Below are 24151 nucleotides of genomic sequence, written 5' to 3'. Positions count from 1 at the left end.
AACGAGATGAACCATTTCAACGCCTCACGTCAGCCGATGCAGGCCCAGCGCCCGGGCAGCGCGCCCGTCAGCAGCGAGGCGCGCAAGCTCGCCGAAGGCCTAATGGACGCGATGAGCGCCCTGCTCGGATTGATCGAGCGCGAGACAGAGCTCGTCCGCGCCGGCAAGGTCCGCGAGGCGATGACGCTCGAGGGCAAGAAGCAGGAATTGTCGCGCAGCTACGTCAGCGCAGTCGGCCAGCTGAAGGCAAACCAGGACCAGCTCGCGAAGTCCGCGCCGGAGCTCCTCTCGACGCTGCATCGCCACCACGATGCGTTCCGCGCGATGCTCCAGGTCAATCTCACCGTGCTCGCGACCGCGCACGCGGTTTCCGAAAGCGTCGTGCGCGGCGTCAACGCCGAGATCCAGAAGCGCAACGTGCCGAACACCTATACCGCCGCCGGGCGCAGCGCAGCGCCAGGTCCGCGCCATATCACGCCGCTTGCGGTCAGCCGCTCGCTCTGAGCAGCACGAGAACAACCGACAATTTTAGGAAAAACCGCGCGGCGATGGCGTCGCGCGGTTAGGCACGTTTCCTTACCGGGTGTTCAGTCCTGGTGTTCCATGCTTGCGTGATTAGAGGGGTTGGGATTTGACTCACGTAAGGCAACCAGGAGGCTGCCATGAGTACAGATTTCAGCATCAGGCCGGTGGGGATCCCGGCCCCCGTGCAGATTGTACCGACGTCGAATTCGGCGGCGAACGAGGCTGTGCAAACTGATCTTCCGGTGAGGCAAACGGTCGCCGCGAGCGATACGAGCGCGCCGGTGCGCAATGATTTGCCGAACCACGAGAACATCTCGCGCCAGGTCGTGTTCGACCAGGCGGCCGCGTCGTTCGTCTTTCAGGTCGTCAACGACAAGACCGACACGGTGGTGAACCAGTTCCCTGACGAGGCGATGCTCCGCCGGCGTGCCTATTTCCACGCACTGGACATGAAGTCCGAGCCCTCGCGTCCGCTCAGCACGGATCTCAGCGCCTAACGATCACGCGATCGATGCCGATGTTTCTGCTCTGCGTCTGGCCGTCATCGGTCAGCGCGGAGTTCGCGTGCCGAGGCAAGACCACTGGCCGCGATCAGCTCCTGCCTAAATTGCGAGTTTCGCCGATGTGCTCGTGATGCGACCATCACGAATTCCGTCACGGCCGTCCGGACAGCCCTGCCGCGATATTGCGGTTGATCTCGATCAGCGGACGGAAGTGATCGAACTGCGGGCTCATCTGCAGCGCGGCGGTCTGGCTCAACACGAACACGCTGATGTTGGCGATCTTCTGCCGGACGTCGATCGGCTGCGGATTGCTGTCGCGCATCGCCTCGCTCAGGAAGATGGTCCAGAGCTTGCGGTTGAACATCAGGGCCTGCATGGTCTGCTCGCTGAGCGGATCGGCGTTGTTCACCGCGTCCTGGAGCTTGTTGGCGGCCTTGAGCAGAGTCTGCGCCTCGATGTCGCGAGGAGATGCGGTGGTGGTTGCAACACGCGCATAAGCCGAGGCAGCGGAATTCGACATCAATCACACCCTGGAGGTTACCTAGCGCGTTGTACGCGCTTAAGGATTTCTTTCCCAACCCTAGGCAGCACCGCTTAAGATTTGCTTACGTATCGTGCTTGGAAGTACTCCGCAGAATTACGGGGCACGGAGTCCTTCGTCAGCGCAACGCTAGATCTACGCACGCACGATGTAAACTCGCCTGGCGTGATCCGCGTCGATCTCGGCTAATCTCGTCTTAGCGATCTTCCTCAAAAGAACGGCGGAGCATCAGCTCCGCCGCGTAATCTCGAATAGCGAAGTTGCGCTGCGGAATTAGCGGAGCAGTTGCAGCACGCTCTGTTGCGACTGGTTGGCCAGCGACAGCGCGGAGACCGCGATCGACTGGCGCGTCGACAGCGCCTGGCTGTTCGCCGCTTCCTCATTGGTGTCGGCAAGCGTCAGGTTGGCTGAGCCGGTCTGCAGCACGTTGATCAGGTTCTTGGAGAAGTCCTGACGCACCTGCACGATCGACAGGTTCGAACCGAGCGTGGAGCCTTGCGAACGCAACGTGCTCGAGGCTGCGTTCAGGCTGGCCAGCACCCTGTTGGTGGCACCGTTGTCGATGAAATCGACGCCGTTGACGAGATTGCTGAGACCGAGGCCCGCCGCATTGAACACCACGCCGTTGATGCTCAGCGTGGAGCTGCCGGTCTCGTTGAAGACCAGCTTCAGCGTGTCGCCATTGAGCAGGTTGACGCCGTTGAAGGAGGAGTCCTGCGAGGTCGTGTCGATCTGGGCCAGAATGTTGTTGAACTGGTTGACCAGGTTGGAGCGCGCGGTCTGCGCCACGGGATCCTGGACCGGCGGCTGCGCGGTGGTGAAGGCGAGAACGCCGGTGATCGTGCCGCCGACCGCGCCGCCGGCGATCGTCGAGCCGAGCGTCGAAGAGGCGTATTCATTGACTGTGGTCACCGTGAGCACGCCGTTGGCATCGATCGTGGCCGTCAGGTGATTGGCCTGAAGCTGCGCGTTGAGTTGGTCAAGCGTCTTGACGGTGCCGTTGGTGCCGTCGCCGAAGGTGACGTTGACAGGCGTGCCGCCGTTGAAGGAGGTGAAGGTCAGGGTCTTGCCGCTGATGCCGCCGACGCCCGAAGTGCGCGCCGCGGTAAAGGCCGTCGCCGTTCCCGTGTTGCCGCTGAGGCCGAAGGCGCTGAGCGCATTGCCGGTGCCGGTGATCGACAGGTCGGCATTGATGCCGGTCGAGAGCGCAAGCTGACCGCTGCTGTTGACCGACGACGGGATCTGGCCCGCGGTGGTCGAGATGGTTGCCGCGCCGTTGAAGATGCTGGCGGTCTTGACGCCGGTGGCGAGGTCGACCGCGTTAAGCAGATCGGTCAGCGTCGCGCTCTGGATGTAGACCGTCGAGTTACCGTTGCCGTCTGTGACGACGTTGCCGCTGACACCATAGCCGGTGGCCACGCTCGCTGTCGATTGCGGCGTCTGCGCGTTCTTGAAGGTGATGGTCTTGCCGCCGATGTTCAGCGTCGAGCCGTCCTGGACCAGGGTGCCGAGCGAACCCGCGGTCGTCGAGCGGTTCGCGGTCACGTTCGCGTTGCCCGCGCCGGTCGCGGACGTCAGGCCGAGTGCTTTGAGGAAGTCGGCCTTGCCCGTCACGCTCAGATCGGCGCCGGTCGAGCTCTTCAACGTAACCGCGCCCGCCGTGATGGAGGATGCGACCTGAAGCGTGCCGACGGGACCCGCCGCACCGCTGACGGCGACGGTCGCCGCGCCTGCGCTGATGGTTGCGGTCTTGACGCCGCTGGCGAGGTCGATGGCGGTGAGGACGTCGTTGACGGTCGCTAGGGGCGCCGCCGCCGTTCCCTGATAAATGATCGAATTGCCGTTGCCATCGGTGGCGATGTGCCCGCTGGCGTCGAGGCCCCAGCCGGTCGGCTGGGCGCTCGGAGCAACGCCGGTGCGGAAGGTGATGGTCTTGCCGTTCACCGTGATGGTGTCGCCGTCCGCGGGCGGCGTGCCGAAGGTGGTCGATGCCGTGGTGCCGACCAGCGTCGCCGTGCCGGACAGCGCGGTGGTGCCGTCGGCCGCGAGCGCGGCCGTACCTGTGAAGGTGCCGGCGCTCGAACCGAGCGAGGCGCCGAGTGCGGCGGTTCCCGTGACCGGGGTCACACCGCCGGCCGCGCCGGTATAGAGCACGTTGCTCTTCGCGGTCGCACTGGCATAGGAGGTCGTGCCGCGCAGGTCGGCGGGCGTCGCGCCGGGAATCGTGGTGGAGACGTTCGACTTGGTGGAATAGCCGACCGTGGTCTGCAGCGCCTGGTTGGCGATCGACTTGGCGCTGTCGATCAGTTTCTGCAGCGAGGTGATGCCTGTGTTGGCGGCCTGCAACACCTGGACGCCGTTATTGATGCCGTCGAGCAGGTTGCTGATGTCGCTCGCCCGGTTGTCCAGCCCCTGGGCCGTGAAGAAGTTGGTGGGATTGTCGAGCGCCGTGTTGACCTTCTTGCCGGTCGACAGCCGCTCCTGCGTCGTGGCCAGCAAGTCGGCCGTCGACTGCAGCGACAACAGGTTCTGGCGAACTGACGCCGAGAGAACGATGTTGGACATTGGCGAGTCTTCCTCTTGAACCGGATACGAATCGGCCGCGCGGACTGGAAAGCCGGCCTTTTGTCCAGTTTTAGGAGGTGTCCTTTAAAGTATGGTTAACGGCGGTTTAAGGGATAGGGTTAACCGCCGATGAACGCCCCTGCCCGCCCCCGGACGCAAAGAAAAAGCGGCGGAGCCAAGGCCCCGCCGCTCGATTTTAGTCAGTGATTTCAGCCGCTTGTTAGCGGAGCAGCTGCAGCACGCTCTGCTGCGACGTGTTGGCCAGCGACAGCGCCGAGACCGCGATCGACTGCCGGGTCGACAGTGCCTGGCTGTTGGCCGCCTCGACGTTGGTGTCGGCCAGGGTGAGGTTGGACGAGCCGGTCTGCAACACGTTGATCAGGTTCTTGTTGAAGTCCTGACGGATCTGCACCACCGAGAGGTTCGAGCCGAGGCTCGAGGCCTGCGAGCGGAGCGTGCTCGAGGCGGCGTTGAGGTTGGTCAGCACCCGGTTGGCGGCGGCGTTGTCGATGAAGTCGACGCCGACCGTCAGCGAGGCGAGGCCGAGACCCTTGGAATTGTAGGTCACGCCCGTGATGTTCAGGCTCGACTTGGCGGTCTCGTCGAACACCAGCTTGAGCTGGTCGCCGTTCAAGAGGTTGACGCCGTTGAACGAGGAGTCCTGCGCGGTGGTGTCGATCTGGTTGAGGATATTGTTGAACTGAGTCACCAGATTGGCACGCGCCGTCTGGGCAACGCCATCCTGGACGGGCGTGGAAGCGGTCGAGAAGGTCAGGGCCGAGGTGAGCGTGCCGCCGATCGCACCGCCGGCAGCCGTCGAACCCAGCGTCGAGGATGCATAGTCGTTGGACGCGGTGATCGTCAGCAGGCCGTTGGCGTCGATCGTCGCAGCCAGATTGTTGGCCTGCAGCTTGGTGTTGAGCTGATCGAGCGTCTTGACCGTGCCGTTGGTGCCGTCGCCGAAGGTGACGTTGACCGCCGTCCCGCCGTTGAAGGAGGTGAAGGTCAGGGTCTTGCCGGCGATGCCGCCGATACCGGAGGTGCGTGCCGCGGTGAACGCGGTCGCATTACCGGTGTTGCCGGCGAGGCCGAACACGTTCAGCGCATTGCCGGTGCCGGTGATCGACAGATCAGCGTTGACGCCGGTCGAGATCTTGAGCTGACCGGACGTATTGATCGTCGAGTTGGACTGGCCGGTGGCCGTCGCAAGCGTGGCAACGCCGGCGGCGCTGATGGTCGCGGTCTGCACGCCGGTGGCGAGGTCGATCGCCTTCAGCACGTCGTTGACCGTACCGGCCTGCAGATAGACGGTCGAGTTGCCGTTGCCGTCGGTGACGACGTTGCCGTTGACACCGAAGCCGCTCGGAACGCTGGGAGCACCGGTCGAGCCCGGAACCGGCGCGTTCTTGAAGGTGATGACGTGACCGTTGACGTTCAGCGTCGAACCGTCGGTGATCGTCGCACCCAGCGAGGCCGCGCTCGTGGTCCGGTTGACGTTGACAGTGGCATTGCCTGCACCTGTCGACGTCGTCAGGGCGAGAGCCTTGAGCAGGTCGGCCTTGCCGGTGACGCTCAGATCCGCGCCTGTCGAGCTCCTCAGCGTGACGGCGCCCGCAGCGACGGTCGAAGCGGTCTGGCCGTTGCTCGTGGCGATCGTCGCCGCACCCGAGGTGATCGAGACCGTCTTGACGCCGCTGGCGAGATCGATCGCGCTCAACAGGTCGTTGACGGTCGCGGCCGGAGTGCCGGCGGTGCCGAGATAGACGGTGCTGTTGCCGTTGCCGTCGGTGACGATGTTGCCGCTGACGCCCGAGCCGGCCGGAACGGAGGACGCGCCCGGAGCCGAGCCGCTGCGGAAGGTGATGGTCTTGCCGTTCACGGTCAGCGTGTCGCCGTCGGCAGGCTGGGCGTTGCCGGCGAGGCCGGTCGCGGTCGTGCCGTTGGTGGCGATCAGGGTCATGGTGCCGCCCAGCGCCGTGGTGCCGTCACCGGCCGTTGCGCCCGTGCTGGCGAAGACGCCGATGGTGGCGCCGAGCGTGCTGGTGCCGTTCGCCGCCGTGGTGCCGCCGGCGGTGCCGTTATACAGCACGTTGCTGCTCGCCGTCGCGCTGGCGAACGAAGTCGTGCCGCGCAGGTCCGCCGCCGTCGCACCGGCGATCGTGGTCGAAACGTTCGACTTGGTGGAATAGCCGACCGTGGTCTGCAGCGCCTGGTTGGCAATCGACTTGGCGCTGTCGATCAGCTTCTGCAGCGAGGTCAGGCCGGTGTTGGCAGCCTGCAGCACCTGCACGCCGTTGGCGATGCCGTCGAGCAGGTTGTTGATGTCGCTGGCGCGGTTGTCGAGCGACTGGGCCGTGAAGAAGTTGGTGGGATTGTCCAGGGCCGAGTTGACGCTCTTGCCGGTCGACAGACGGTTCTGTGTGGTGGCGAGAAGATCGGCGGTGGACTGGAGAGACAGGAGGTTCTGACGAACCGACGCAGAGAGAACAATACCGGACATGACTCTTACCCTTCTGGCTTACGCGTCTTCGTTCGATCGCTTCCGGATCGAGTGACGGGGCCAGCGTGCCGTGACATGGCTAACAAAGGGTGAAACGCATGAAGCCCGCATAAGCGCCGGTTCACCATAAGCGGGCGGACCGTGCGCGCACGGCGCGCAATCCATCTGAAATCATTGGCAATTCCTGGCGACTACGATCCATTAACCATAACCGCTGGTTACTTTTTCGAGCGGCGCCTGCTCTCTCGAAATCTCCGAACAGTGCGCCAAAAGAAAGCGGCGGGGCCGAAGCCCCGCCGCCGTAATCGTCTTGCGATGTCGTCCGCGACTTAGCGGAGCAGCTGCAGCACGCTCTGCTGCGACTGGTTGGCCAGCGACAGCGCGGAGACCGCGATCGACTGTCGGGTCGACAGCGCCTGGCTGTTGGCCGCCTCGACGTTGGTGTCGGCCAAGGTGAGGTTGGACGAGCCGGTCTGCAGCACGTTGATCAGGTTCTTGTTGAAGTCCTGACGGACCTGCACAATCGTCAGGTTCGAGCCGAGGCTCGAGGCCTGCGAGCGGAGCGTGCTCGAGGCGGCGTTGAGGTTGGTCAGCACCTTGTTGGTGGCAGCGTTATCGATGAAGTCGACACCGCTGGTCAGCGAGGCGAGGCCCAGACCCTTGGAATTGTAGGTCACGCCGGTGATGCTGAGGCTCGACTTTGCAGTCTCGTCGAACACCAGCTTGAGCTGGTCGCCGTTCAAGAGGTTGACGCCGTTGAACGAGGAGTCCTGCGCGGTCGAGTCGATCTGGTTCAGGATGTTGTTGAACTGAGACACCAGGTTCGCACGCGAGGTCTGGGCAACCGTATCCGCGACGGGGCTGGAAGCCGTCGAGAACGTCAGCGACGAGGTCAGCGTGCCGCCGATCGCACCACCCGCGGCGCTCGAACCGATGGTCGAGGACGCGTAGTCGTTGGTGGTCGAGATCGTCAGCAGCCCGTTGGCGTCGATCGTCGCCGACAGGTTGTTGGCCTGCAGCTTGGTGTTGAGCTGATCGAGCGTCTTGACCGTGCCGTTGGTGCCGTCGCCGAAGGTGACGTTGACCGCCGTGCCGCTGTTGAAGGAGGTGAAGGTCAAGGTCTTGCCGCTGATGCCGCCGATGCCGGAGGTGCGCGCCGCGGTGAAGGCGGTCGCCGTTCCGGTGTTGCCGGCAAGGCCGAGCGCGTTCAGCGCGTTGCCCGTGCCGGTGATCGACAGGTCGGCATTGACGCCAGTGGACAGCTTCAGCTGGCCCGAGGCGTTGATCGACGAGTTGGTCTGGCCGGAGGCCGTCGCAAGCGTGGCAGCGCCGGCGGCGCTGATGGTCGCGGTCTGCACGCCGGTGGCAAGGTCGATCGCCTTCAAGACGTCGTTGAGCGTGCCGCCCTGCAGATAGACGGTCGAGTTGCCGGCGCCGTCGGTGAGGACGTTACCGTTCGCACCATAGCCGGTCGGAATGCTCGGCGCACCGGTCGAGCCCGGGATCGGCGCATTCTTGAAGGTGATGACTTTACCGTTGACGTTCAACGTCGACCCGTCGGTGATCGTCGCACCCAGCGAGGCCGCGCTGGTGGTCCGGTTGACGTTGACGGTGGCGTTGCCGCCGCCCACCGACGTGGTCAGGGCGAGAGCCTTGAGCAGGTCGGCCTTGCCGGTGACGCTCAGATCCGCACCTGTCGAGCTCCTCAGCGTGACAGCGCCCGCAGCGACGGTCGAAGCGGTCTGGCCGTTGCTCGTGGCGATCGTCGCCGCACCCGAGGTGATCGAGACCGTCTTGACGCCGCTGGCGAGATCGATCGCGCTCAACAGGTCGTTGACGGTCGCTGCCGGCGTGCCGTTGGTGCCGAGATAGACGGTGCTGTTGCCATTGCCGTCGGTGACGATATTGCCGCTGACGCCCGAGCCGGTCGGAACGCCGGTCGCACCCGGAGCCGAGCCGCTGCGGAAGGTGATGGTCTTGCCGTTCACGGTCAGCGTGTCGCCGTCGGCAGGCTGGGCGTTGCCGGCGAGGCCGGTCGCGGTCGTGCCGTTGGTGGCGATCAGGGTCATCGTGCCGGTCAGCGCCGTGGTGCCGTCGCCGGCCGTTGCGCCCGTGCTGGCGAAGACGCCGATGGTGGCGCCGAGCGTGGTTGTGCCGGTCGCCGCGGTGGTGCCGCCGGCCGCACCGCTATACACGACGTTGCTGTTCGCCGTCGCGCTGGCGTAGGAGGTCGTGCCGCGCAGGTCGGCCGCCGTCGCACCGGAGATGGTGGTCGAGACGTTGGACTTGGTGGAGTAGCCGACCGTGGTCTGCAGCGCCTGGTTGGCGATCGACTTCGCAGAGTCGATCAGCTTCTGCAGCGAGGTGATGCCGGTGTTGGCAGCCTGCAGCACCTGCACGCCGTTGGCGATGCCGTCGAGCAGGTTGTTGATGTCGCTGGCGCGGTTGTCGAGCGACTGGGCCGTGAAGAAGTTGGTGGGATTGTCCAGGGCCGAGTTGACGCTCTTGCCGGTCGACAGACGGCTCTGGGTGGTGGCGAGAAGATCGGCGGTGGACTGGAGGGAGAGCAGGTTCTGGCGAACCGACGCGGAGAGAACGATACCGGACATTGAGTGTTACCCTTCTGGTACGCAACGCAACAAAACTTCGATTAGGATTAATCGATGGCCGGGACGGTGAACGTTGTGGGCTAACAAAGCATGAAGCGAGTCGCGCCAGGCCCTCCACCGATTCACCATGTGCGCATCCGGAGCCTCAGCGTTCTCACCCATATCGTCATGATAGGACGGTGCTTTTCCGTGCACCGATGAGGCATTTGCGACTTGTCAACCATAACTGAGAGTGAGCAATTGGCTGCATCGAATGCACCGCTGCGACCTTGCCGGGCAGCACTCGCACGCCGGCCCAAAAAGAAAGCGGCGGGGCCGAAGCCCCGCCGCCGGATCTTGCTTGCGATATCGTCCGCGACTTAGCGGAGCAGCTGCAGCACGCTCTGCTGCGACTGGTTGGCCAGCGACAGCGCGGAGACCGCGATCGACTGGCGGGTCGACAGCGCCTGGCTGTTGGCCGCCTCAACATTGGTGTCGGCCAGGGTCAGGTTGGACGAACCGGTCTGCAGCACGTTGATCAGGCTCTTGTTGAAGTCCTGACGGACCTGCACCACCGAGAGATTCGAGCCGAGGCTCGAGGCCTGCGAGCGCAGCGTGCTCGAGGCGGCGTTGAGGTTGGTCAGCACCTTGTTGGTGGCAGCGTTATCGATGAAGTCGACACCGCTGGTCAGCGAGGCGAGGCCCAGACCCTTGGAGTTGTAGGTCACGCCGGTGATGCTGAGGTTCGACTTGCCGGTCTCGTCGAACACCAGCTTGAGCTGGTCGCCGTTCAAGAGGTTGACGCCGTTGAACGAGGAGTCCTGCGCGGTCGTGTCGATCTGGTTCAGGATGTTGTTGAACTGAGACACCAGGTTGGCACGCGAGGTCTGCGCGACGACGTCCTGGACGGGGCTGGAAGCCGTCGAGAACGTCAGCGACGAGGTCAGCGTGCCGCCGATCGCACCACCCGCGGCGCTCGAACCGATGGTCGAGGACGCGTAGTCGTTGGTGGTCGAGATCGTCAGCAGGCCGTTGGCGTCGATCGTCGCCGACAGGTTGTTGGCCTGCAGCTTGGTGTTGAGCTGATCGAGCGTCTTGACCGTGCCGTTGGTGCCGTCGCCGAAGGTGACGTTGACCGCCGTGCCGCCGTTGAAGGAGGTGAAGGTCAAGGTCTTGCCGCTGATGCCGCCGATGCCGGAGGTGCGCGCCGCGGTGAAGGCGGTCGCCGTTCCGGTGTTGCCGGCAAGGCCGAGCGCGTTCAGCGCGTTGCCCGTGCCGGTGATCGACAGGTCGGCATTGACGCCAGTGGACAGCTTCAGCTGGCCCGAGGCGTTGATCGACGAGTTGGTCTGGCCGGAGGCCGTCGCAAGCGTGGCAGCGCCGGCGGCGCTGATGGTCGCGGTCTGCACGCCGGTGGCAAGGTCGATCGCCTTCAAGACGTCGTTGAGCGTGCCGCCCTGCAGATAGACGGTCGAGTTGCCGGCGCCGTCGGTGAGGACGTTACCGTTCGCACCATAGCCGGTCGGAATGCTCGGCGCACCGGTCGAGCCCGGGATCGGCGCATTCTTGAAGGTGATGACTTTACCGTTGACGTTCAACGTCGACCCGTCCGTGATCGTCGCACCCAGCGAGGCCGCGCTGGTGGTCCGGTTGACGTTGACGGTGGCGTTGCCGCCGCCCACCGACGTGGTCAGGGCGAGAGCCTTGAGCAGGTCGGCCTTGCCGGTGACGCTCAGATCCGCACCTGTCGAGCTCCTCAGCGTGACAGCGCCCGCAGCGACGGTCGAAGCGGTCTGGCCGTTGCTCGTGGCGATCGTCGCCGCACCCGAGGTGATCGAGACCGTCTTGACGCCGCTGGCGAGATCGATCGCGCTCAACAGGTCGTTGACGGTCGCTGCCGGCGTGCCGTTGGTGCCGAGATAGACGGTGCTGTTGCCGTTGCCGTCGGTGACGATATTGCCGCTGACGCCCGAGCCGGTCGGAACGCCGGTCGCACCCGGAGCCGAGCCGCTGCGGAAGGTGATGGTCTTGCCGTTCACGGTCAGCGTGTCGCCGTCGGCAGGCTGGGCGTTGCCGGCGAGGCCGGTCGCGGTCGTGCCGTTGGTGGCGATCAGGGTCATCGTGCCGGTCAGCGCCGTGGTGCCGTCGCCGGCCGTTGCGCCCGTGCTGGCGAAGACGCCGATGGTGGCGCCGAGCGTGGTCGTGCCGGTCGCCGCGGTGGTGCCGCCGGCCGCACCGCTATACACGACGTTGCTGTTCGCCGTCGCGCTGGCGTAGGAGGTCGTGCCACGCAGGTCGGCCGCCGTCGCACCGGAGATGGTGGCGGAGACGTTGGACTTGGTGGAATAGCCGACCGTGGTCTGCAGCGCCTGGTTGGCGATCGACTTCGCAGAGTCGATCAGCTTCTGCAGCGAGGTGATGCCGGTGTTGGCAGCCTGCAGCACCTGCACGCCGTTGGCGATGCCGTCGAGCAGGTTGTTGATGTCGCTGGCGCGGTTGTCGAGCGACTGGGCCGTGAAGAAGTTGGTGGGATTGTCCAGGGCCGAGTTGACGCTCTTGCCGGTCGACAGACGGTTCTGGGTGGTGGCGAGAAGATCAGCGGTGGACTGGAGGGAGAGCAGGTTCTGACGAACCGATGCGGAGAGGACGATGCCTGACATGACTCTGTTACCTTTCTGGTAAACGACGCTACTGTTACACGTCTGCTTGGATCGCGATGGACCCAGCGACGGCGGACCGTGCCGCCGAGACCTCTAACGAAACATGAAATGAAACCCGCGCTTTTGCCCGGTCACACGTGATTCGGCCTCGGAAGCGACGCGCCTAGCAGCACCACCGCGCCAATCCTGTCCTTGAAAGCATTGAGCTTTTTGGCGGGCATGGCTCAAATTTACAGCTCGTTAACTAGTTGCGAGCGAGAATCACGTCCTGATAGGCCGCAACGAACGCTCGGTTACGAAAGCGTTGATGGAGAACAGGAATGGCCCTCAAGGTCGAGCTCAAACCGCACGAACGCATCATCGTCGGCAATTCCGTGATCACCAACACGGACCAGCGGGCCCGCCTCCTGATCGATGGCGAGAACGTGCCGATCCTGCGCGAGCGCGACATCCTCACGCCGGAGACCGCCGACACACCCGCCAAGCTCGTCTATCTGGCGGTCCAGCTCATGTACATCTCCCCGGATCCGCAGACCCAGCACGGCACCTATTTCAACCTGGTGCGGGACATCGTCACCGCGGTGCCGAGCTCCTGGCCGATCATCGAAGGCATCAACAACAACATCTTGAACGGCGACCTCTACCGAGCGCTGAAGGAAGCCCGCAAGCTGATCGCCTATGAGGAGAAGCTGCGCAACCAGTTCGAGGCCACTCATCCCAAGGCGGCAGCCGACAAGGACGACGTCAGCACCGCCGCCTGATACACCGTTCGCAGCACCGACAACGGCCCCGGATCGCCTCCGGGGCCGTTGTCGTTTCAGACGTTCGTCAGTTATTGCGCTACGAGCGGTGGCGCGTCGACTTCGATCACTCCGCCGCTCCGCTGTCCACCGAACTGCAGCACGGCTGCGACCAGCGCATCGATGTCCGCCTCCTCGGTGCGGTGATTGACGATCGCGGCGCGGATCGCGAACTTTCCGTCCAGTGTCGTGCTCGATGGCGCGGCGATGCCGGACTCCTGGACGTCGGCGACGATCTCGCGATTGACCGCATCGCCGCTGCGATAGCGGAAGCAGACGATGTTGAGATTGACCGGTGCCAGCAATTCCAGCCGCGGTTCGGCCAGCACACGCGCCTCCAGGTATTTGGCGAGCGCGCAGCTTCGTGCGATTGCCCGGCCCAGCCGGTCGGTGCCGAACGTCTTCAGCGTGAACCACGTCTTCAGCGCACGAAAGCCGCGCGACAGATCGGGGCCGAGATCGCAGGGCCAGACCGCGCCCGCCGCAAGCCCCCTCGCCTCGCGGCTCAGATAGGCCGCCGGCTGCGCGAAGGCCTGCCGATGCTGCTCGCCGTCGCGCACCAGCAGGAAGCCAGCGTCATACGGCACCTGCCCCCATTTGTGGAAGTCGAGTGCGATTGAATCCGCAAGCTCGATGCCGCCGAGCAGCGGCGCAAGCTCCGGCGACAGGATTGCGAGCGCACCGAAAGCGCCGTCGACGTGAAACCAGATTCCTTCCTCGCGGCACAACGCAGCGATCGCCCTGAGGTCGTCGATCGCCCCGATATCGACCGTGCCGGCGGATGCGACCACCAGGAAAGGCTTGAAGCCGACATCGCGATCGACGGCAATCTGTGCGCGCAATGCGGCAACGTCGATGCGATGATCGGCATCGACGGCGATCTTGCGCAGCGCATCGGTGCCGAGCCCGGCAATGTCCATCGCCCTCGAGATGCAGCCATGCGCTGCCTGCGACGTATAGGCCGTGAGCAGCGCACCATCATTGCCGATGCCGTGCTGCCGCGCCAGCGTGCCGAGCGCGGTGGTGCGCGCCACCAGCACGGCCATCAGATTGGCCATCGACGTGCCGGTGACGAAGATGCCGCTCGCGCTCTCGGGAAAGAGGAACAGGCGGCGCATCCACTCGACGATCTGGCGCTCCACCTCGATCGGCATGTGGTCGCGTCCGCCGAGATTGGCGTTGAGGCCGGCGGCGAGCATCTCTGCGAGCATGCCGACGGCGGTGCCGCCGCCATGCACCCAGCCCATGAAGCCGGGATGGACGTTGCCGGTCGCATAGGGCGCAACATGCTCGGAGAATTCGCGATAGACCTCCGCGAGGTCGCTCGCCTCGCGCGGCACGTCCGCCCTGAAGGCCGCGCGCACGTCATCGGGAATCGGCCGCCAGACGGGGCGCGCCCGAACGTTGGCAATGCCGTCGATCGTCTCGTCCAGCATGCGGTGGGCCAGCGCGCGAAACTCGCTCCAGTCCTGCGGATCTAGCGGGGTATTCGCGACGGAGCTTTGCGTATTGCGGATGATCTCGTTCATGCTGCGCTCTCCGCGCCCGTCTTCGCATGCCGCAACAGCATCGCCGTGAACGCGGAAAAGATCTTGCGCATCTGCGGCGGCTTGTACGGAAACACGACCGGCGAATCCATGTTGTGCACGACGGCGGTGTTGTCGGCCTCGAACACAAGAAGCTCGCCGTTCGCGTTCTCGGCGCAATCGACGATGAAATAATCGAGGCCGACGCGCCGGCTCATCTCTTCGATCGCGTTTCTGTGGCGCTCGCCGAAAGCATGATCGAAGTCGCGCATGAAGACGGCTTCCTCGGCCCGCTTCTCCTCGCTGAAGGCCATGTAGGCGTTGAGATACCAGATGTCCCAACGGTCGGCGATCGCCATGTGGCACGCGTACGGCTTGCCGTCGACCATGGCGAGGCGATACTTGCGGTAGAGCCCGTCGGGGCTCACATAATCGACGAAGCGTGCGACGAAGAAGTCCTGCTCTTTCCGTTCGGCGAGATAGGCCGCCAGAGCCGCCGCATCGTCGAGCTTCGCGAGCCCGACGCCGGCATGCGAGCCGCGCGGCCGCGCGATCATCGGAAAGTGCAATTCGCTTGCGATGCCTTCGCTTGCTATCCGCCCCTGCGCGAGGTCCGACAATTGCGCGCGCGTTGCGTGGATGGTCGCGGGAATGTCGAGGCCGGGCACGTCGGTCAGCAGCCGGTACAGCTTGTCTCGATCGAGATTGCCGATGCGATCGGGGCGATTGAGCAGCGGCCGCGGCCAGTGCGGCGCGGCCTTTTCGATCAGCGCGAGCGCCTCACGGCATTCCTCGGAATCGGACGCGACCACGATGGCCACGTCGTGCTCCGGCAAGGTCTCGGGCAAACCGATGCCCTTGATCACATAGAGCGTCAACAGCTCGACATCGGAGCCTTCGAGCAGGAAATCGATCGGCGTGTTGCCGCCCATGTCGATGTCGGCTGCAAGCGCGAGCAGGCGCAGGCCCGACTTCGGAGCTGCGCTGGGCGTTCGGAACAATTGATGGAAGGCCAGCACCTCGGACTGGATCGCAAGCCCCCGATCCTTGTCACCCAGCAGCTGGGTGATCAACGACAGGTCCAGCCCCTCGCCCGCCAGCGCGGTCCCCGCCGCGATGCGCGCGACGAGCTGATCGCGCAACGGATGCAGATCGCCGCCTTCGAAGGCCCGGCGCGTCAGCTGCGCAAAGCCGATGCGGTCGGCATAGTTCGCCGCGGTCAGGCCGATCGGCGGGGAAACCGGATGCTGCATCTCACACCTCGAACGCGGACTTTACCGGCACGGCCGCTGCGCCACCGGCGAGCAGCAGCTCGATCTTCACCAGGACGTGGGCGATCTGGTCGAGAAGGTGCTGCACGTTGCGCTGCGCCTCCGCCCTGTCCGGCGACCAGGCCTCAGCCACGAGCCGCGCGCCGACGCAGAGGCGCAGCACGGCCTGCGGCGTCTCGTCCTGCCACTCCAGCCGCACCGGCTGGCCAATCAGGCAGCGCTGCGCGGCGACCTGACGGTCCTCCGTGCTGCCGTTGATCTCTTGGCTGACATCACGCGCCAACGCGCGATGAACAGAAGCGGTCTCGGCAACACAAACCGGCTTGCCGTCGCGCAGCAGCGTGAACGGAAAGATGGTCGGCTGCACGAATTCCTCGTCGTCGATGCCGGCCGCGTGGGTCGCGGCCGAAACAGCGCGCAACGACGGCGACAATGCGATCATGCTGTCGATGCCGGCAGCGAGTTCGGCGAGCATCCCGGCGCGGAAGGCCCCGGGCACGCCATAGTAGCTGCCGATCTCGGTCAGCGCCGCCTCCCAGCGCAGCCATTGACCGAAATTCGGACGGCGCTCGAAGCGCGAACGCAGCACCGTCCAGGCCATCGGCCAATCGCAGCGTCCGGCGTAATCAAGGATTCCAGATGCGATCCCCTCGACGCGATCGAGCGACCGCGACAGGCCTTTCGGCACCAGCAGTGCACCGCTGAAGGCAGGTCCGCCGAAGAATTTGGAGCCGGTGATCAGCACCATATAGCCGCGGTCGAGATAGGAGCGCAGCCGCCGGCGGCCGAGCCGGGCCTGGCAGGCGTCGACGACGATCTGGACCTTGCGCGGCCAGCGCCGCGCGATCTCGTCGAGGCAGGCCGCGCTCGGCGCACGCCATCCGAGCTTCGAGGAATCCATGATCTGGAGCAGCACGGGCGCGCCTTGCGCGATCGTGGCCTCGACCGCATGCAGCACCGCTTCATCGGCATCCGTGCGCATCGCGATCCCGGCCCCCGGCGCGCGCAACGGCAGCGAGATGCCGGCGCCGGCCAGCCCCGCGACCGCGGCGTCCTTGCGAACCGCAAAGCCGCTCGCCGTCAGGGTGCTGAAATGATGTCCACGCGCGGTATGGGCCGTGCCGCTGCCGGTCTGGTCGGCGCCGACCACGATCGTCACCGGCCGCGCGCCGAGCATCGTGCGCGCCAGGAACAGAGCGTGGAGCTGGGAGTCCGTGCCGGACGGCGAGAACACCACGTCGACGCGCGGCGAGAGCTGGAGATGACCGCGCAGCTCGTGGCGCATGTCCTCGCAGCGTGCATCGAAAGCGAGCTCGACCTCGTCGAGCAGGCACTTGTGCATCAGCTCTTCACGCGCCAGCACGGCGCGGTCATAGGCCGCCTGCGAGATCGTCGACGCGGTCGACGAGGCGAAATTCCACACCTCCGGCTCCGGCGAAGCCGGGCAGCCATAGGCGTTGGCGCGGCCGGTGGGATCGAGCGCCAGGCGCGGATCTCCGCCGGAAACGAGCAGCGTGTCGAGCGGCGTGAAGAGGTTGCGCAGGCGATATCGCGAGCCGCCGTCGGCGGCGCGTTGCATCTCGGGCCGAGGGGATGGGCCGCCGCTCATCCCGAAAGGCTCACGCCGCGGCATCGGCCGCCGCAGGCGCAGCTGCGAATTGCGAGGCGATGTCGCCATGGAACACCGACGGCCCGACGTGGTCGAGCGGGCTCTGGATGTCGGCCCAGATCTCGCCGCCGATATCGGTCCAGCGCTTGCAGAAGGCGAAGTCCTCGGACAGATAGGTGCCGGTCGCCGGATCGATCATGCATTCGAACAGCGCGAACCGGTTCCGGCTCGCCGCCAGCGCATCATGGGAATGCTCGCGGAAGAACTGGAGGTTCGCGTAGTCGGGGTGGCGGCACATCGCCTCCAGCACGTGACGCCGGATCATCAGGAAGCCGGTGCCGGCATAGCGCACGCGGGTGAATCCGTTGACCACCACGATGCGGTCGGGATCCTCGATCTCGAGCACGTAGTCGAGCGAGGCGGCCGGCACGTCGGCCCGACCCGACTGGATCGCCCGCGCGGCCTTGTCCCAGTTGACCCGCTTGATCGGATAGCAGCCGGCGACGACGTCCGCGCCGCATTCGATCAGGCGGAACACCTGCTCCGGCTTGAAGCCGATATCGGCATCGATGAACAGGAAATGCGTCGCCTTCGGATCGTCCAGGAACATCGCGGCCAGGTTGGCCCGCGCACGGGTGATCAGCGCGTCGCCGTCGCGCAGGAGCACCTTGAGCTCAAGATTGGACATGCCGTGCACGGCCCGCTGCAGCGCGAAGATCGAGCTCGCATAGATGCTCGACACCTGCCCGCCGAAGCAAGGCGTCGCCACAACCAGCTGCATCTTGTCCGACATCAACCGCTCCGCCCCCGCTTGCAATCCTCACCAAGAGGTAAACAGGCATGGTTAACGGCGTCTTAACGCTTCATTACAGGAACTTGACGAGCGAGAGCTGCGCCAGGTTCGAGGTCACCTGGTAGGACGCCTGCAGGGCGTTCTGCAGCGCCAGGATCTCGCTCGCGACCTGGTCGGGCGAAGCCGATTCCGCCTGGTCAATGATGGTCTGGAGCTGCGCCTTGGCCTGGGTCTGGCGCGTGCTCGCGTCCTTCATCGTGTTCTGGGCCATCGCGATGTCGGTCTGGATGTCCTCGATGCGCTGCTGTCCGGGCTGCTGGGTCAGCGCCTGGGTCGTGCGCAGGCTCAGCGCCGAGACCTGCCCGCCCGAATATTGCCCCGTCGGCGAGGTCGAGAAGGTGCCGAACACCGCGATCGCCTGCAATTGCCGGCGGATCGCATCCTCATTCGCCTGGGCGCCGTACTGCACCGTCACGGCATCGTCGACCCGCGCCATCGCGGTCGAGCGCGCCGAGCCGGGCCCGTCATTGCCCAAATACCATTTCACCGTATTGGCCGAGCCGTTCACCAGCGTGGTCGCCGAGCTCGCAGGCGAGGAGCCGACGCGCAGCGGCGGCTGCGTGGCGGTCACCGGCGTCGAGCTGAACCCGAGCGCGCTCAGCGCGCCGGTGTTCGACGTCGTGATGTTGAGGCTCGCCGCATCGTCGGTGTTGATCGTGATCGAGCCGCCATGGACCGTCGAAGGCTTCGAGGTCCCGGTGATCGCGTCGACCTTGCTCAGCAGGGTCTGGATGCTGTCGGTGACATTGAGCTGGTTGCCGGTCGCGCCCGAGGCCACGAAGGTCAGCGTGGTCCCGTTGACGGTGATGGTATCGCCTGCGACGAAGCCCGGCGAGATCGAGTCCGAGGGGCTCGCGCCCGATAGCGCCGTCGCGCCGGTGACCGGGGCCGCCGGCGCCGTCTGGTTGTTGACGGGGGTGCCGATCGCAGAGCTCGCGGTGTTGAAGAAGTTGTCGCCCGCAACGATCGCCGATGCCGCCACCAGCGAGGTGTTGGCGAGCTTCTGAATCGCGGTGTTCAGCGCCGTGTTGAGATTCGCAGCAGTATTGTTCGGGTTGACGGGCGTGCTCGCATCGATCGCGAAGCTGCCGAGCGGCGTCGGCGTTGCCGAGGACGCCGTCAGGTCGATCTGCTCGGTCGTGCCGTCCGGCAGGGTGAACTGAATGCTGAGCTTGTCGCCGTTGTTCGGATTGACGCCGTTGAGATCGACCGAGAACGACACCGGCGAGCCGCTCGGGCCGGTGACGGTCGCGCCTGTCAGCGTCGAGGACACCGCCTTGATCTTGAGGCCGAACGGCGATCCGGCGACGTCCTCCGACACCTGCACGGAGCTTGCCGTCGGCTGCGTCTGCACCAGGCGGCCCATGCCGCTGGTCCCTAGGTCCGCGGCCTGGCGCTCGGCCATGACGGTCTTGAAACCGGCCTGTGTCGTGGTGCCGTTAATGATGTCGCCGGCATCGGCGACCGACTGGGTATTGACTGCCGTTCCGGAGAACAGATAGCGGCTGCCGGTCTGCGTGTTGAGGACACCGACCATCGAGCCGAACTGGGCGGCGGCGGTGTTCTGGGCAATCGTCTGGCCGTTGACGTTGAGGTCCTGCGCGGTAGAGGCCGAGCCGGTCTGCACCGTGCTGCGGATCTTGGTCAGCGATTGCAGCGCGGTGTTGGCGAGGTTGATGCTGACGTTGACGTTGGTGATCGTGTCGGTATAGCCGGCGATGTTGGAGAGCTGCGCGCGCCCGGCGATCGCAAAGCCCTCGTTCGTCCCCATGCCGGCATAGTTCTGCGACAGCTTGCCGGTCGAGAGCTGCGTCGAGAGGTCGGTGAGCTGCTGATTGATGTTGCGGATCTGCGCGCCGAGGATCGACGAAGAATAGTTGATGCTGCTGATCGCCATCTTTCGGAGCCCTGTTACTGTTTACAATTGAGCCTGGATCAACGTGTTCATCATGGTCTGCACCACCGACATGACATGGGCGTTGGCGGCATAGGCATTCTGAAGCTGGATCAGGTTCGACATCTCCGAATCCAGGTTGACCTTGGAGGTCGAGTCGAACTTGGCCTGGAGCGTCGAGACCACGACGCTCTGGCCTTGCTGGAGCTGGGTCGCCTGGGTCGCGGCGTTGGCCTGCACGCTCAAGAACTGCTGGAGGAAGTTCGAGACGCTGCCGGTGAAAGGCTGGCTCGCCGAGCCGAGGCCGCTCTGCGGCGAATAGGAAAACACTGCACTGGTGAGCTGCGAGTAGAGATAGTCCGAACGCGTGGTGTCGCCTGCGGGCGTCACCGGCGAGGTATTGTAGACCGACATCCGGGTCGGATCGGTCACGAGCTGCGTGTTCACGGCGATGCGCGCGGCAAGACCGGTCATCTGCGAGCCCGACGCCGTGATTGCGCCGGTGTAGAGCGCCTGCCCGCCGTCGGTGAACAGCGGCAGCTGCGGATTGCCCGAGGTCAGCGACGAGATCGTCTTGGTGGTCGAGGCCGAACCGACCTTGGCAAGCCCGGTGTTGTCGTCGGTCACCCGCAGCGTCGTGGCGGTCGCCGGCGACGGGGCGGCGGAGAACGACAGATGCGTGCCCGACAGCGCGGTGTTCAGCGCAGAGGCGATCGCGCCCATGCCGCCGGCGAAGTCGACGCCGATCCGCATCGGGTTGGCGTTGGTCGCGTTCTGGAGCGGCAGCGCGGCGGGGTCGGTCACGTTGACGAGCGTGATCTGGCGCTGCGTGTTGGTCGCCGTGTCCGTATAGGTGATGTTGACCGTGTTGCCCGGCAGCGCACCGGCGAGCTCGAGATCGAAGCCGGCCGGCGGGCCGGTGACCGTGCTGCCCGTCGTGGTCTTATCGGACAGCGCGCTCGCCATCGTGGCGGCGAGCTGGTCGATCTGGTTCTGCGCTTGCACCAAAATGTCGTCGCGCAGCTTCAGGTCGGCCGCGATCTGGCCGGACGACACCACGTTGTTGGCGACGACGTCGACTTGCGAGCCGTTCGGCAGCTTGATGTTGAACGCGCCGACGCCGGACTTGGCAGGGTCGATGTTGTAGAGCGACGTTGCCGACAGCGCGCCGGCGGAGGCAAAGGAGAATTCCGAGGCGAGCCCGGCGCCGACCAGCTGGATGCCGGTCGTGGTGTAGATGTTGGCCTGGTTCGAGTTGTCGGTGGTGACACGGACGTCGACATATTTCGACAGCGTGTTGATGGCTTGGTCGCGCTGGTCCATCAGTGTTGCGGCCGAGGGATCGTTGGCCGACAGGCCCTGGAGCCTGGTGTTGATGTCGGCGATCTGCTTCATGGCCGCATTGGCGGCCTGCGCCGAATTGCTGAGATTCTGTTCGACGTTGGAGCGCAGCGACTGGATGCCCTTGGTAGTGACGTTGAGCTGCGTCGCGAGCGCCTGGGCCGCGCCGAGCGCGACGGTCTGCGCCGACGACGCACCCGAGCTGGTCGACAGCGCCTGCAGCGCCGTGGTGAACTTGTTCAGCGCGCTTTCGAGCGTGCCGGAATTGCCGGGCGTGCCGTAGACATTCTGAAGCTGCTTCAGGATGTTGGCCATCTGGTCGGCGTAGCCGCCGCCGCCGGTCTCGGTCCGTAGCTGGTTCTGCACATAGGTGTCGAGCAGGCGGCTGACGCCGGTCGTCATCGCCGTCGCGCCGAACTCGCCGGTGGTGACCTCGATCTGGTTCGGCGTCTGGACGACGTAACCCGGGGTCTGCGCATTGGCGACGTTCGAGGAGACGATCGAGAGCGCGGCCTGGTTGGCACGCAGACCGCTCATCGCACTGGCGAGGGCTGAACTCAAACCCATATCACTGGCCCGCCTTTGTTACGTCACGCGCCGATCAGCGCAACACGTTGAGGAGATCCTGCACCATCGAGTTTGCCGTCGTGATCACCTTGGTGTTGGCCGAATAGGCCTGCTGGGTCACGATCAGCTTGGTGAATTCGTCGGCGATGTCGGTGTTGGATCCCTCCAGCGACGAGCCGCTGATGGTGCCCGAAGCGCCGTCGATGGCGTCACCCGATTGTTCGGTCGCGGCATAGGCGCCGCCGTCCATCGCCTTCAGATAATTGGTGCCGTTGAAATGCGACAGCTGCACCTGCGCGAGGTTGAGGTTCTGGCCGTTGGAGAAGGTGCCGACCACCACGCCGTTGTTGTTGACGGCGACCGATCGGAGCTGACCGGCGGCGTAGCCGTTCTGGGTGATGGTGTTGATCGTCACCGCGCCGCTGGTGCTGGCATATTGCGTCAGGCCTCCGGAGGAGATGTTGAAGGCGACGGAGCCGAGCGACTGGCCGCTGACGGTGACGTTGTTGATGGTGATGCCCGAGCCGCTCGGCGAGGTCAGCGAGCCGTCGGCGGCAAAGGTGAAGGTCTGGCCGGTATTGACCCATCCGACCGTCGTGCCGGTCGCGTTCGGGTCGGTCTGGTAGAACAGGTTCCAGCTGTCGGAATGACCCGCGCCCAGCGAGGCGCTGTCGGTCTTGGCCCAGCGCAATTGCAGGTTCACCGGCGTACCGGCGGCGTTGTAGGCGGTCACCGCGCCGCCGCTGATCGATTCCTTGGTGAAGGTGGCGATGTCGTTGCCGATCACGCCGCCGGTGCCGGCCGTGCCGCCACCTTCGCGATTCCGGGTGATGGTCGAGGTGAAGCCGAGCGCGGAGAAGGCCGCGCTGTTGGAGCTGGAGACCGTCAGGTTGGAGACGGTGCCGGTGTTGAGCGTGATCACGCCGCCGCTGCTGACCGACGACCCCGAGGCGCCGGAGAGCGCGTCGATCTTGCCGAGCAGGGTCGTGATGTTGTCGGTGACGTTGATCTGGTTCGCACCCGAGGCGCCCGAGGCCATGAAGGTCAGCGTCTGGCCGTTGACGGTGATGGTGTCGCCGGGGGAAAAGCCCGACGTGAGCACCTGGGCACCGCCGGCGGTGGCCGAGCCGCTCAGCACCGTCGCGCCGGAGATTGCAGGCGAGGACAGCACGTTGCCGCCACGCGTCACGCTGCTGATGCCGAGCGCGGTGGCGGCCGTGCCGCTGCCGATCGCGACGTCGGTGCCGGTGCCGGTCGCGATCTGGATATTGCCGCTGACCGAGAGCGAAGCGGTGACGCCGGCGCCGCCGGCCGTCTGGATCGCGTTCAGGATGTCGGCCACAGTCGCCGTCGTACCCGCACCGAGACCGATCGTGGTGTTGCTGCCGACGGTCGAGACCGTGGTGCCGCCGTTGAAGGTGATGGTGTTGCCGTTGATGGTCAACGTCTGGCCGCTCAACGCGGTCAGAATGCTGGAGGCGAGATGCGTGCCGGCGGTATTGTCGAGCGACGTGGTCGTCGAGGCGACCGCGGACGAATTGTTCTGGAGCGCAACCGTGCCGGTGGCCGTCGTCGAAGAATAGGCCGACCGGATGTTGCCGGTTGCGGCCGCGCCTGACACGGTCGCATTGGCATAGGGCGCCGGCGGCGTGCCGACCGGCAGCGGATTGGCGGCGAAATCGGACGGGTTCAGGCCGCCGGCGGCGAGCAAGGTGCCGGTCGATGCCGTGGTTTTTGCCACCGTGTTCGGTTGGGTCGGCAGGTTCGCTGCGTACTGGATCGAGGTGGTCGCCTGCGCCGGAATGAAGTTGTTCTGGAATTGCAGGACGTTTGCCACGCTGCCGGTCGGGTTGCCGGTCTTCGGGTCGACCGTGACGCCCATCAAATAATAGCCGGCGCCGTTGACCAGGTTGCCGTTGGCATTGAGCTGGAAGTCGCCGCGCCGCGTATAGTAGGTCACCCCGGTGAAGACAGGCACGTTGTCAACGACGCCGCTCGCCTTCTGGATCGAGAAGAAGCCGTCGCCGGTGATCGCCATGTTGGTGGCGACGCTGGAGGACGAGATCGTGCCCTGCGTCGTGATGGTGGCCTTGGCGTTGGCCTGCACGCCGCCTGCCACCTGCTTGCTCGGAACCGAGGAGTCCGGAATGAGGTCGACGAAGCTGGTGCCGATGCCCTTGTAACCGGTGGTGGATGAGTTCGCGATGTTGCCGGAAATGTTCTGCAGCGCGAAGGACTGCGCCTGCAGGCCACCCACCGAGGTGTTCATTGCATCGAAGATACCCATAACTTTGTCTCCAAATCCGATCTCGGCGGCCGGTCGACCATGGCCGCAATCGGAAAGAGACGTCGCAAGGCCTATGCCAATGCGGGTATCTTCAGGAAATCAATGACTTAATGAAAAAGCC

General features: G+C 65.2%; 15 protein-coding genes. 3 read left to right on the top strand and 12 right to left on the bottom strand.

Annotated features, from left to right (window positions below):
• Window positions 1-6: 6 nt before the first annotated feature.
• Window positions 7-504, top strand: coding sequence for a hypothetical protein (locus ACTEK7_RS31405; RefSeq protein WP_036013118.1), 498 nt, complete (start codon window positions 7-9; stop codon window positions 502-504).
• A 158-nt stretch (window positions 505-662) separates the two neighbouring features.
• Window positions 663-1022, top strand: coding sequence for a hypothetical protein (locus tag ACTEK7_RS31400; protein WP_036027927.1), 360 nt, complete (start codon window positions 663-665; stop codon window positions 1020-1022).
• A 157-nt stretch (window positions 1023-1179) separates the two neighbouring features.
• Here the strand turns inward: ACTEK7_RS31400 and flaF are convergent, their stop codons facing one another.
• The 5 genes from flaF to ACTEK7_RS31375 form a co-directional block, all read right to left on the bottom strand.
• A complete protein-coding gene (flaF, locus tag ACTEK7_RS31395; protein ID WP_018642830.1) occupies window positions 1180-1548 on the bottom strand; it encodes a flagellar biosynthesis regulator FlaF in 369 nt (122 codons plus the stop codon).
• A 294-nt stretch (window positions 1549-1842) separates the two neighbouring features.
• The gene (locus tag ACTEK7_RS31390) at window positions 1843-4134 is read right to left on the bottom strand and encodes a DUF1522 domain-containing protein (protein ID WP_036013121.1); all 2292 of its coding nucleotides are present in this window, start codon (window positions 4132-4134) and stop codon (window positions 1843-1845) included.
• 220 nt (window positions 4135-4354) lie between these two features.
• Window positions 4355-6634 (bottom strand): DUF1522 domain-containing protein, encoded by a 2280-nt coding sequence (locus tag ACTEK7_RS31385; protein ID WP_225147602.1) that lies wholly within the window; start codon window positions 6632-6634, stop codon window positions 4355-4357.
• Between the two features lie 329 nt (window positions 6635-6963).
• Window positions 6964-9243, bottom strand: coding sequence for a DUF1522 domain-containing protein (locus ACTEK7_RS31380; RefSeq protein WP_370058367.1), 2280 nt, complete (start codon window positions 9241-9243; stop codon window positions 6964-6966).
• Window positions 9244-9602: 359 nt separating this feature from the next.
• Window positions 9603-11882: a DUF1522 domain-containing protein gene (locus tag ACTEK7_RS31375; protein WP_370130553.1), complete on the bottom strand. Its 2280-nt coding sequence runs from the start codon at window positions 11880-11882 to the stop codon at window positions 9603-9605.
• Window positions 11883-12202: 320 nt separating this feature from the next.
• On the opposite strand from ACTEK7_RS31375, the gene flbT reads away from it, so the two are divergent.
• Window positions 12203-12643 carry a flagellar biosynthesis repressor FlbT gene (flbT, locus tag ACTEK7_RS31370; RefSeq protein ID WP_036015664.1) on the top strand — a complete coding sequence of 147 codons (441 nt, stop codon included), beginning with the start codon at window positions 12203-12205 and terminating at the stop codon, window positions 12641-12643.
• A 71-nt stretch (window positions 12644-12714) separates the two neighbouring features.
• Here flbT and ACTEK7_RS31365 read toward each other — a convergent pair whose 3' ends face one another.
• From ACTEK7_RS31365 to ACTEK7_RS31335, 7 genes are all read right to left on the bottom strand, one after another.
• The gene (locus ACTEK7_RS31365) at window positions 12715-14211 is read right to left on the bottom strand and encodes a pyridoxal phosphate-dependent decarboxylase family protein (RefSeq protein WP_225148309.1); all 1497 of its coding nucleotides are present in this window, start codon (window positions 14209-14211) and stop codon (window positions 12715-12717) included.
• Window positions 14208-15461: an ATP-grasp domain-containing protein gene (locus ACTEK7_RS31360; RefSeq protein ID WP_225148308.1), complete on the bottom strand. Its 1254-nt coding sequence runs from the start codon at window positions 15459-15461 to the stop codon at window positions 14208-14210. The genes ACTEK7_RS31365 and ACTEK7_RS31360 overlap by 4 nt, the downstream gene beginning before the upstream one ends.
• Window position 15462: 1 nt before the next feature.
• Complete coding sequence (locus tag ACTEK7_RS31355) at window positions 15463-17088, bottom strand: hypothetical protein (protein WP_225148307.1); 1626 nt, start codon at window positions 17086-17088, stop codon at window positions 15463-15465.
• 10 nt (window positions 17089-17098) lie between these two features.
• Window positions 17099-17881 carry a hypothetical protein gene (locus ACTEK7_RS31350; RefSeq protein WP_109143176.1) on the bottom strand — a complete coding sequence of 261 codons (783 nt, stop codon included), beginning with the start codon at window positions 17879-17881 and terminating at the stop codon, window positions 17099-17101.
• Between the two features lie 73 nt (window positions 17882-17954).
• Window positions 17955-19838 (bottom strand): flagellar protein, encoded by a 1884-nt coding sequence (locus ACTEK7_RS31345; RefSeq protein ID WP_036030173.1) that lies wholly within the window; start codon window positions 19836-19838, stop codon window positions 17955-17957.
• A 21-nt stretch (window positions 19839-19859) separates the two neighbouring features.
• Window positions 19860-21743: a flagellar hook-associated protein FlgK gene (gene flgK, locus ACTEK7_RS31340; protein WP_225148306.1), complete on the bottom strand. Its 1884-nt coding sequence runs from the start codon at window positions 21741-21743 to the stop codon at window positions 19860-19862.
• A 34-nt stretch (window positions 21744-21777) separates the two neighbouring features.
• Complete coding sequence (locus ACTEK7_RS31335; RefSeq protein WP_036046246.1) at window positions 21778-24030, bottom strand: flagellar hook-basal body complex protein; 2253 nt, start codon at window positions 24028-24030, stop codon at window positions 21778-21780.
• Window positions 24031-24151: the final 121 nt, after the last annotated feature.

The sequence above is a fragment of the Bradyrhizobium sp. JHI2711 genome, from assembly GCF_056156565.1.
Note: the sequence above shows the minus strand (reverse complement) of the source record. Positions and strands in the feature narration are given on the sequence as shown.